Here is an 11,193-nt window from a genome sequence, read left to right on the forward strand (position 1 = left end):
CCGATCTGAAGCCGTGATGGCCCGATCAGGCCGGTGATGTCTCGCGCACGAAATGGGTGGGTGAAACGGCATTCATTGGACATCGGACCGGGACAAAGTCAACGCCGCGCAACGCGCTGGGGATCTCGTCCGACATCGGTTCGCGTCCGACCGGGCGTTGCGTCGGATCGGCGACGGGAACCGTGGAAAGCAGCTTGCGCGTGTAAGGATGCTGGGGATTGCCGAACACTGATCGACGGTCGCCGATCTCCACGATTTCACCCAGATACATGACGGCGACGCGATGCGCGATGCGTTCGACCACGGCCATGTCATGGCTTATGAACAGAATGGCGATGCCCATGTCGCGCTGCAGATCCATCAACAGGTTAATCACCTGGGCCTGGATTGTGACGTCGAGCGAGGCGACCGCCTCATCCGCGATAAGCAGGCGCGGGTCCAGCGCCAATGCTCTGGCGATACAGATGCGCTGCCGTTGTCCGCCCGAGAAGGCATGGGGAAAGCGTTCAAGATGTTCCGGAGGCAGATGCACTTTGGCCAGCAGGTCCGCAGCCCGCTTGCGCAACGCTGGGCCGCGCGCGATGCGGTGGACGCGCATGGGATCTGCCAGGGCTTGTCCGATCGTCATGCGCGGATTGAGCGAGGAGAACGGGTCTTGGAAGACCATCTGCACCTCGCGCCGGAGGCCCACCAGGGTGGCCCGTCTGGCCCCGATGATCTCCTTGCCGTCATAGCGAATGGAACCTGACAGGGGCTTGTCCAATTGCATGATGCTGCGTGCCACGGTCGACTTGCCGCATCCCGATTCTCCCACCAGAGCCAGCGTTTCACCGGGGAAAATATCGAAGGAGACGCCCTCCACCGCGTGAACCCGTCCGGTGATGCCGCCAAAGAAGCCGCCCTTGAGATCGAAACGCGTAACCAGGTCGCGCACTTCGACCAGGGGCTTCCTCTCGGTTGCTGTCGGTCCGCTCATGCCGGAATCTCCGGCTGCGAGGCTTCGGCATTGTAGATGACAAGTGGGAACTTCTCGGGCGCATCCTTGTCGGCCATGCTGCCCAGCCGTGGAACTGCCGAAATCAGCGCCCGCGTGTAGCGGTGCTGGGGATCGGCGAAGATTTGATTCACGGATCCCGATTCGACGATCTCGCCCTTCAGCATGACACAGACGCGGTCGGCGACTTCGGCAACGACGCCCATGTCGTGCGTGATGAAAAGCACAGACATGCCGATCTCGCGCTGCAGCGCGCGGACAAGATCCAGGATTTGGGCCTGGATGGTGACGTCCAGCGCGGTGGTCGGTTCGTCGAGGATCATCAGGGAAGGGCGGCACGCCAATGCGATGGCGATCATGACGCGCTGGCGCATGCCGCCGGACAATTGGTGCGGATACTGGTCGAGTCGCCGGGCGGCGTCCGGCACCCGCACCAGCTTGAGCACATTCAGCGCGATCTCGCGCGCCTCGCGAGACGACTTGCCCTGATGTCGCGTCACCACTTCGGCGATCTGGTCGCCGACGGTGAATACCGGGTTGAGGCTGGACATCGGATCCTGGAACACGATCGAGAACTCGAAACCGCGCAGCCCTTCCATGCGCTTCTCTGACAGATTCGCAAGATCGACGGCGCCGCCATCCTTGAGCCTCATCAGGATGCGTCCGCCTGTGATCCTGGCGCCGTCGTATTCGGTCAGCCGCATCACTGTCATGGCGGTCACGGATTTGCCCGAACCCGATTCGCCCACCAATGCAACCGTCTCGCCGCGCTTGATCTGGAATGACACGCCCTGAACCGCCCGCACCGCGTTAGCGGCCCTTGACCCGAAGCGGACTTCAAGCTTCTCGACCGATAATATGACGTCGTCCGGGAGGCTAGCGGTGGCGGCGGATTTGGCAGTCAACAAAGCACTCCGGGCGCGTTCGTTCTCGACAGCCGGTATCGAACGCAGCCAGCCTATGTGCTGTCAATAGGCCGGGACGCGCTGGTGGGTCGCAACCGCAGCGCTGACGGTATCCCCAGAGGGCTTCGTGCGCATCGACTGCCGGGCGAATATTGACGTTTGCGACCAATCCTTCAAAGTTATGCAAAATTCGCATCGCTCCATCGGATTTCGCATGACCTGGCCTCGTAGCGGATTGCTAGCGCATCGCCAGAGCGGGGTCGGCCATATTGCGTCCGCTCGCCTGTTCCGCGGTACGCGAAAGGTACCTCCATAGCGCCTCGCCGTCTCGGCTGCGCGTTCCCGCGCGCCGGAAAATCCTGATCTCGATTTCCAGCGACATCTGATGCCCGCCGATCTGAACCAATTCACCTTGCGCGACCGATTTCTGGACGCAGATCTGCGGCAACCAGACGACGCCTTGTCCGGCGATCGCCATCTGCTTCAGTCCTTCAGCCAGCGATGACTGGTAGACGATGCTGAGATTGAGCGGGCGCCGCCAGCGCGACTGGATAAGCGAGATCAACTTGCCTAGGTAGCCGTCGCTCCAGGAATAGGCGAGATAGGGGATTCTGGTTCCCTCCGGCACATCGACATCGAAGAGCGGCGCTCCCGTGGAACCGACGCCGGATACCAGAACGAGCCGATCCCTGCCGATTTGAAGCGATTCGAAAGGGCCGCCTTCCAGCACGGGCGGGCCGTCGGGATGATCGTAAGTGATGGCGAAGTCGCACTTGCCGGACGACAAGTGTTCAACGCATTCCAGGAAATCGCCGGTGTGCATGCTGCTGCGAACAGGCGCATTGGGCATTTCGGGATGGCTGATCCACTTGGGGAAAAAATAGATTGCCAGCGTATGAAGCGCGGCGAAAGTCAGAAGCCGTGAACTGGCGCCGGCCGCGTTGCGGCAGTCGGTCCGTAATCGGTACAGGTCGCGAACCATTTCCTGGCAGCGCGGAACGAAAAGGTTTCCGGCGCTGGTGAGGTGCACCGGATAGGTGCTGCGGTCGATGAGTTCGGCGCCGACCCACTGTTCAAGCGCCTTGATACGGCGGCTGAAGGCCGGCTGAGAAATATTTCGCGACGCTGCGGCCGTGGAAAAATTCCGCGTCGCGGCGATTTCGAGGAAATCTTCAAACCACGCCAGTTCCATCATCGGCCTCATGCGCAATTCGCATAACCGATCCTATCTATGCATTGGACAGCGGCGCAACCCTCCTCCTAGCTTTCCTCGCAACGATAAAAAGACGTCGGCTCAATTGTGGGAACAGCTTCATGAAAATCAAACGTGCCTTGGCATTAGCACTCTGCATCGGCGCTGGCGCCGTTACGTCGCCGGTGATGGCAGAGACCAAGAATCCCGGGACATTCGTGTTCCTCTGGACTGACGATGTTCAGTCCTTCGATCCGGCCTATATCGCAAACACGCCGAGCTCATATGGTGTTTTGAACGTCTACAGCCGCTTGTTGAATTATAACGGCTCGCAGATCTCCGAATTCGTGCCGTCTCTATCGTCGCAGGTGCCTAGCCTGGAAAACGGCCTGATCAAGCAGAACGCCGACGGTTCGGTCAGCTATACATTCCCGATCCGCAAGGGCGTGCACGCCCACAAAGTCGGCATCAAAGGCGACGACGGCAAGATCACCTGGCAGTACTATGACGGACTGACCACCCAGCAGAAGGCCAAGATTGAACCAGGTTATGGCGAGATCACGCCCGACGACGTGCGTTACTCACTGCTGCGCGCGATCCTCATGGGCCAATCCTGGATGTCGAACGCCATCACCGAGGTGGTGACGGCAAGCAAATACAGCGACGTCGCCAAATGGGTCGAAGCCGAAGGCAAGGTGCCGGACATCAAGGATGCCAGCCCCGAAGCGCTACGGAAGGTATACGATGAACTCGCATCGCAGATCACCGTCGAGGGCGACAATGTCACGCTGAAGCTGCCGAAATCCTTCCCCGCCACGCTTGGCGTGCTGGCGCTGCCGTTCGGGGCTTCGATTGTCGACAAGGAATGGGTCGCTTCCGTCGGAGGTTGGGATGGCAGTGGTGACACCTGGAAGAAGTACTATCGCCCCGAACTCGGTGACGATCCGCTGTTCGCCCAGGAAAACGGGACCGGTCCGTTCATGCTCGACGAATGGGATCGCACCGATCGCCGCATCACGCTGAAGCGTTTCGATAATTACTTCATGGGCAAGGCCTCGCTCGAGCGCGTGGTCATGCGCACGGTTCCGGAATGGACCACGCGTCGCCTGCAGTTGCTCTCTGGCGACGCCGACTTCGTGGCGACGCCCGTCGAGTTCCTTGACGAGCTCAGCAAGACGGACGGTGTCAAGGTCGTCGACGGCCTGCCTAAGGTGTTCAGCCGTGGCCTCTATTTCGCGTGGCCGCTGGATGACGCCGACAACCCCGCCATCGGCAGCGGCAAGCTGGACGGCAACGGCATCCCACCGGACTTCTTTTCCGACATCGATGTCCGCAAGGGCTTCAACTACGCGCAGAACTACGATGCGCTGATAAAACAGGCCCTGCTCGGCAAGACCGTCCAGGCGCGCGGCCCTACCGTGCGCGGCATCATGGGCTATCGCGCCGACTCGCCGATCTACGGCTATGATCCGGCGAAGGCCGCGGAGCACTTCAAGAAGGCTTTCGGCGGCAAGCTGTGGGATACCGGCTTCACCTTCACGGCCTATGTGCAGGAAGGAACGCCGCAAGGCACGGCCGCACTTTCCGCACTCCAGCAGGGGCTGCAGCGGATCAACCCGAAGTTCAAGATGAAGATCCAGTCGCTGCCATGGGCGTCGATCTCGGACAAGCTGAACAACCGTGAAAAGCCTGCCTCGCCGCTCACCTACATGGGTTGGGGACCGGACTATTCCGACCCGGGTGGTCCGTTGGGGGCGGCGACCTACTATCTGTCCCCGACCGGTCTTGTCGGTGGCATGCTCGGCCAGGGCTACCGTGACCTGATGACGGAGAAGTTCAAGCCGCTTCTCGACCAGGCCTGGGCCTCGAGCGATCCCGCCGTGCGTGAGCCGATCTATGCCAAGCTGCAGGAAATGTCCTACGACTATGCGACCACGCAGTTCCTATGGGAGGACTTCGGCTACATCGTCACTCGCAGCAACATCGACGGCTACGTGCACAACATGATCCTCTACGGCGCCTGGGATTTCTATCCCGTCACCAAGAAGGCCGACTAAAGAGCTTCGGATTTCGCCGGGCGCCATCGTCGCCCGGCGAAACGGCTATTCCTCATGGTGCGGATGCTGATGTGCTGAACTATGCTTTGCGGCGGCTCCTGATGTTGCCCGTCGTTCTCTTCGCCCTGTCGCTGATGCTTTTCGCGCTGCAGATGTCGCTGTCGCCGACACAGCGCCTGGCGGCGTATGCGCCGTCCCCGGACTTCCTCAAGGGCGGCCAGGACAGCATTCGCAGGATGATCGAGCAGTATGGTCTGAACGATCCCTTCTACATTCAATACGGACGCTGGATCGGCAACATCCTGACGGGCAATCTGGGCTGGTCCGAGACCGCGCGCCAGCCTGTTGCTCACGCGCTGGCTTCCCTTCTGCCTGCGACGCTGGAACTGGTCCTGCTGGCGTTCATTCCTGGCTTTCTGCTCGCCATCTACCTGGGCTCGCGGGCAGGCATCCATCTCAACCGTTGGCCGGACCATGTGATCCGCATCTTCACCATCCTGGGCTGGTCATTCCCGGTATATGTCTTCGGACTGCTGATGCTGCTGATCTTCTACTCCGCCCTTGACTGGTTCCCGCCCGGGCGCCTCAGCCAGTGGGCACAGGCTGCCGTCACCTCGCCCGGCTTCACCCGCTACACCGGCGCGAACACGATCGACGCGCTGCTGAACGGCGATCTGCCTATTTTCTGGGATTCGCTCAGGCATCTCGCTGCTCCCGTCATCACCCTGACCTACGTCAATCTTGCCAACATGACGCGTGTCATGCGCACGTCGATGCTGGAAACGCTTCGCCAGGATTATGTCCGCACGGCACGCGCAAAGGGCATGCCCCGGCGCGTGGTGGAACTGCGTCATGCCAGGCGCAACGCGCTGCTTCCGGTCACGACGATCGCCGGAATGGAGCTCGCCGCCATGATGGGTGGCGTCGTCATCACCGAAACCATCTTCGACTATGCGGGCCTCGGCCAGTTCGCGGCCAAGACGGCCGCCAATCTGGATTTTCCGGCCGTGCTGGGCTTCGGGCTCTACTTCGCGGTCGTTCTCGTGGTGCTGAACCTGGTCGTCGACATGATCTATCCGCTGCTCGATCCGAGGGTAAAGACGCGATGAGAGCGCTTGGCTATCTGAAGCGTAATCCGATCTCGCTGGTCGGGGTGCTGCTGTTGCTGGCATTCGTGCTGATCGCGATTTTCGCGCCGGTACTTGCGCCGCCACAGGAATTCCAGATGTCGGTATACGACACGCCGAGAGCGGGCTTTCTGGCAACGCCGCAACCCCCTTCGCCCGAGGCGATCTTCGGAACAACCGAAGGCCAGTACGACATCTACTACGCCGTGATCTGGGGCACCCGCACGGCATTCAAGATCGGCCTCGGTGTCGTCGCCATCTCCGTGCTGATCGGCACGGTCATCGGATCGCTCGCGGCCTTTTACGGCGGCATCGTGGACGAAGTGCTGATGCGTATCGTCGACGTCTTCATGGCGGTTCCGTTCCTCATCGCCGCCATGGTGCTGACCGCCCTGCTCGGCAAGGGGCTCGGACCGATAACCGTCGCGCTGACGACTTTCGGATGGATGGGTTATGCTCGCGTGGTGCGCAGTGAAATCCTGCGGATCCGAGAGATGGATTTCGTGAATGCGGCGAGAAGCTACGGCGCCGGCGACTTCAGGCTGATCGTGTTCCACATCCTGCCCAATGCGTTCTTCCCTGTGCTGGTTCTGGCTACGATGGCCACGGGTTCGATGGTGCTGACCGCGTCCGCCCTGAGCTTCCTCGGAGTGGGCACGGAGGAAGGCTACGCCGATTGGGGGCAGTTCATCGCCTACGCGCGCAACTGGATCGTCGGCCAGCCCGGCAATCCGTTCCAGTACTGGTACACGCTCGCCTTCCCCGGAGCCGCGATCTTCCTGTTCGTGCTGGCATGGAACCTGGTCGGCGACGCACTGCGCGACATTCTCGATCCCCGCCATACAAACTGAAATCAGGGAGTATCCCCGTGTCTTCGCTTTCCCCCCACGCCATCGAGCTTCTTGAAGACCTTATCCGCCACGAAGTGGAGGACAAGGCGATCCCGTCGATCTCCTATGCCTTGGTCGACAGGGACGGCCTCATGACGCACGGCCACATACAGCGGCACGATCGCCACTTCGACATGAAGGATGACACCTGTTTCCGCATCGGCTCGATCACGAAGACCTTCACATCGGTTGCCATCATGCAACTCGTGGAGAAGGGACTGGTCGACCTTGATGTTGATGTCTCAGAGTATCTGCCCGGTTTTCACCCGGTCAATCCGTTCGCCGGGCGTGAAAGCGGACCCCACGGCTCGCATGTCAGCCTGGGCAAGCTCATGAGCCACACCGCCGGGATCGTGCGCGAACCCAAGAGCGGACACTATCTGGATTCACACAAGCCGCCGCTGGCCGACACTGTCGCCGAGCTTGCCACATCCACATTGAAGCAGGATCCCAGCGCCGGCATCATGCATTATTCCAATGCCGGCATTGCCGTGGTCGGCATGGTGATCGAGCGGGTGACGCGAAAGAGCTACTCCGACTACATCACCGAGAACATCCTGAAGCCGCTGGGCATGAACGACACGTCGTCAGGCATGGCCCCCGGCATCCGTGAAAGGCTGGCGCCGGCCGACATGTGGACGCTGGACGGGGACAGCCCCGCGCCGGTCTTCAATCTGGGTGGGTCGCCCGCCGGCAATATCTTCTCCACCACATCTGATATGGCCAATTATACGCAATGCCTCTTGAGGGGCGGTTTTGCGCCCAATGGCCACTCCATCGTCGGTCCGGCGTCGCTTCGCAAGATGTGGACCCCGATCGGCAAGCGTCCCGAAGGTCACAACAAGGACCTGAACGGCTATGGTTTGTGCTTCGGCGTCGGCGACATGGACGGGTGGACCTCAGTCGGGCATGGCGGCGCGGTCTATGGGTATGCTTCGCAGATGATGATCCTGCCCAGGGCCGGTTTGGGCGTTCTGATTTTCGCCACGCTTGATTTCGCTAATCAGATAGCCTCTCGGCTCGCAGGCGATGGCCTTCGTATCACCCTTGCCGATCGCGGTATGGGACGCATGCCGGAGCGCAGCCAGACCCCGCCGCCCATCACGGAGGATCAGTTCGCGCGCCTGCCCGGCCTGTATCGTCATGAGGTGGGCGGCGAGGTCGTCGAGGTGAAGAGCAAGGACGGCAAGCTGTATCTTATGGGGGAGGGCGTGCCGCTGCAGATCCGCCCGGTCTCGGGCAACGACTTCGTCATCGACGGACGCATCTACGGTCGCGGCGCCGACTACGCGCACATGAATCTCTCCTTCTCCAAGGCCAACCAGCTGACCTGGAAAGGGGCGAACTGGTCGCGCGTCGATAGTCTGCCTGTCGAGAAGGTGCCGCCGGAGATCGCGCCGCACCTCGGCGAGTACGGACCGGATTTCAACATCACCTATCTGACCTACAGCCACGGCCAGCTGAAATGCCTGATCGAGTATTTCTGCACCCACACCTGCGAGCCGGTGGATGCCGGCCGGTTCCGCATGCACGGGCTGCTCTACGAGGAGGAGATTCTCGAGCTGGACGCCGCCGACGACAATGGACGCCGTGGCATTCGCGTCGGCCCCATGTTCCTGGAGCGGCGGCGGGCTGAAATGGCAGCCTGAGACGCTTCGGCCCGGGCAGCCATCGCTGCGCGGGTCGCCTCCACCGCACGAGCCAGGACGCCATTCAAGCGGCGTGCGCGGCGACTTTCTCTGAAATCGAAAGGCAAGCACATGAAAGTTTTTATCAGCGCCGATATCGAAGGCACGGCTGGCATCACCAATTGGGATGAGGCGCGCAAGGGCAATCCCGACTATGCTGAGTTCCGCGAATACATGACCGACGAACTGGTCGCAGCCTGCGAAGGCGCTAAGGCGGCGGGTGCGACCGAGATCGTCGTCAAGGACGCCCATTCGACGGCACGCAACCTTATCCTGTCCAAGCTTCCAGCCTATGTCCGCATCGTGCGCGGCTGGAGCGGCCATCCGGATGCGATGATGTTCGGCATCGATGACACCTTCGATGCCGCTCTCTATACCGGCTACCACAACAAGGCGGGCACCGACACGAATCCGCTGGCACACACGCTCACCGGCACCGTGTCCAGGATGCTGATCAACGGGGAGGTGGCATCCGAATATACGCTGAACGCGCACTGCGCCGCCCGTTATGGCGTGCCTTCGGTCTTTCTGTCTGGCGATGCCGGCATGTGCGGCGAGGCGAGGGCGCTGGTGCCCGAGATATCAACCGTTGCAACCAGCGAAGGCTTTGGGCCGGCGACGTCGTCCCTTTCGCCTCAAGGCTCAGTCAGGGCCATACGCGAGACCGTGGAGGCCTCGCTTTCGCGTGATCTGTCGAAATGCCTGCCGAAGCTGGCCGACCGGTTCGAGCTCATCATCGAATACACCACGCCTGTCGAGGCCTACAGGGGAAGCTGGTACCCGGGCATCGAGCATCCCGCCGCGCGCACGCTTCGCTTCGAGGCAGACAATTTCTTCGATATCCAGCGCGCGATACGGTTTGTAGTATGAGCTAGCCCCCGCCAGTATGACATCGACTTGTTTCCAGCGCGGCCCGTTCGATCGTCGACGGGCTGTTCCGACATGTCGTCACAGTAGAGTGAAGTCGTTTCGACGGCGCGATGATCGCGGTGCCATCGCTGGCTTCCGATCAGAAGTAGGTCTTCAGCGCGCCGACGATTTCATAAGCGTCGTTGACCAGGAAGAGTATCTGCCATTTGTCGAAGGTTGTGCAGGGATGCGACACGCCCAGTGCGATGCGATCGCCGACTTTTACCGAAACTGTCGCCGGAACGCGCATATAAGCGTGCTGGTCGTTGCTTGCGAAGATCTCACAGCCCGCCAGAGTTTCGGGCGAACGACCATCGCGCGACACGAGAAGCGGCACCGGCAGTCCGGAGTCGGTTCCGAAATCCCGCTTGCCGGCGGTCAGGATCGCCAGCCCGGGTTCCGGGCAGGACTGGACATGGGTCCAGATCTCGAGCGCGTTGACCAGACCTTCGTTCTCGCCCGTCGCGGCAAGGATGCGCTTCTGCTCTGCCTGGTAGACACCACTGTCATGGCTGACATAGCAGCCGCTTCGCGTCATCACCTGCGCACCGCTGCCGGAGAGGCGATCGAGCACGATGTCGTAGAACGACGAACCGCCGGCCGTCACGATCGGTGGCGCGCGTTCGAACAGGTTATCGCCGGCGCATGCTTCGTAGAGCGCGCCGATCTCGTCGATGAAATCCGCGACTGCCTGTGCCGGGCCACCGTCCTTCGGCTTGATCAGTCCCTCGAAAGCCTCGACGCCGCAGAGCCGCAGTTGCGGCGCGGCATACGCGGCGCGCGCGACCTTGAGCGCCGTGTCGTTGTCGCGGCAACCGGTCCGGCCGCCTGGATAGCCGCGCTCGACCAGCACCTGGATCGGCCGCGAGGCCGTTCCAGCGCGTCCGACCGCCTCGCTCGTCAGGCGCACGGCATCGAGGCTGTCGATCAGCATGTAGAAGTCGAGGCCGGGCGAAGCGTTAAGCTCGGCAACCAGAGCGTCCAGTTCCAGCCGTCCGACCAGCTGGTTGGCGAGCACGATGCGATCGATGCCGAACCGACGGCAAACCTTCATCTGGTGCAGCGTTGCGACGGTCACGCCCCAGGCGCCCTCGCGCAATTGCCTCTGCATGATCTGAGGGCACATCGTCGTCTTGACATGCGGCGCGATGATCGCGTTGCGCTTCGCCAGGAAACGCTGCATCCAACGCGAATTGTGGTCGAGCGCGGATTCCCTGATGATCGCTGCTGGCAACGGAACATCACCGCGCAGGAGGTTCCAGCCCATCGAACCGACATCATGAAGACAGACCACAACACCAGGCGGAATGGCCTTGGTGGTTTCGTCCAGCACCAGATCGTCGAGCGGGTGAAGATGCATGTGAATTTCCGATTCTGTGCCACCCGGAAGCCACGTGAATGCGGCTTGGCGCAGCTCTTACATGGTCCAGG

Annotated in this window: 9 protein-coding genes; 5 read left to right on the forward strand and 4 right to left on the reverse strand. The window is 61.5% G+C overall.

Going from position 1 to position 11,193, the window contains the following annotated elements:
- Nucleotides 1–25 precede the first annotated feature (25 nt).
- The 3 genes from LB533_RS26465 to LB533_RS26475 all read right to left on the reverse strand — a co-directional run bounded on the left by LB533_RS26465 (nt 26) and on the right by LB533_RS26475 (nt 3,103).
- A complete protein-coding gene (locus LB533_RS26465; protein ID WP_224678580.1) occupies nt 26–976 on the reverse strand; it encodes an ABC transporter ATP-binding protein in 951 nt (316 codons plus the stop codon).
- Complete coding sequence (locus tag LB533_RS26470) at nt 973–1,899, reverse strand: ABC transporter ATP-binding protein (protein ID WP_224678581.1); 927 nt, start codon at nt 1,897–1,899, stop codon at nt 973–975. The genes LB533_RS26465 and LB533_RS26470 overlap by 4 nt, the downstream gene beginning before the upstream one ends.
- 238 nt (nt 1,900–2,137) lie before the next feature.
- Nucleotides 2,138–3,103: a LysR substrate-binding domain-containing protein gene (locus LB533_RS26475; RefSeq protein WP_224678582.1), complete on the reverse strand. Its 966-nt coding sequence runs from the start codon at nt 3,101–3,103 to the stop codon at nt 2,138–2,140.
- A gap of 110 nt (nt 3,104–3,213) precedes the next feature.
- Between LB533_RS26475 and LB533_RS26480 the strand changes: the two genes are divergently transcribed.
- From LB533_RS26480 to LB533_RS26500, 5 genes are all read left to right on the forward strand, one after another.
- Entirely contained in the window at nt 3,214–5,148 is a 1,935-nt protein-coding gene (locus LB533_RS26480; protein ID WP_224678583.1) for an ABC transporter substrate-binding protein, read from the forward strand.
- Nucleotides 5,149–5,249: 101 nt separating this feature from the next.
- Entirely contained in the window at nt 5,250–6,257 is a 1,008-nt protein-coding gene (locus tag LB533_RS26485; protein ID WP_224678584.1) for an ABC transporter permease, read from the forward strand.
- Nucleotides 6,254–7,126 (forward strand): ABC transporter permease, encoded by an 873-nt coding sequence (locus LB533_RS26490; protein ID WP_224678585.1) that lies wholly within the window; start codon nt 6,254–6,256, stop codon nt 7,124–7,126. Before LB533_RS26485 ends, LB533_RS26490 begins: the two co-directional genes overlap by 4 nt.
- A gap of 17 nt (nt 7,127–7,143) precedes the next feature.
- Nucleotides 7,144–8,814, forward strand: a complete 1,671-nt coding sequence (locus LB533_RS26495) for a serine hydrolase domain-containing protein (protein ID WP_224678586.1) — start codon at nt 7,144–7,146, stop codon at nt 8,812–8,814.
- Nucleotides 8,815–8,925: 111 nt separating this feature from the next.
- Nucleotides 8,926–9,723, forward strand: coding sequence for a M55 family metallopeptidase (locus tag LB533_RS26500; protein ID WP_224678587.1), 798 nt, complete (start codon nt 8,926–8,928; stop codon nt 9,721–9,723).
- A 139-nt stretch (nt 9,724–9,862) separates the two neighbouring features.
- Here LB533_RS26500 and LB533_RS26505 read toward each other — a convergent pair whose 3' ends face one another.
- Nucleotides 9,863–11,122 carry an amino acid deaminase gene (locus LB533_RS26505; RefSeq protein WP_224678588.1) on the reverse strand — a complete coding sequence of 420 codons (1,260 nt, stop codon included), beginning with the start codon at nt 11,120–11,122 and terminating at the stop codon, nt 9,863–9,865.
- Between the last annotated feature and the right edge of the window lie 71 nt (nt 11,123–11,193).

The organism is Mesorhizobium sp. BR1-1-13 (assembly GCF_020165515.1).
Classification (GTDB): domain Bacteria; phylum Pseudomonadota; class Alphaproteobacteria; order Rhizobiales; family Rhizobiaceae; genus Mesorhizobium.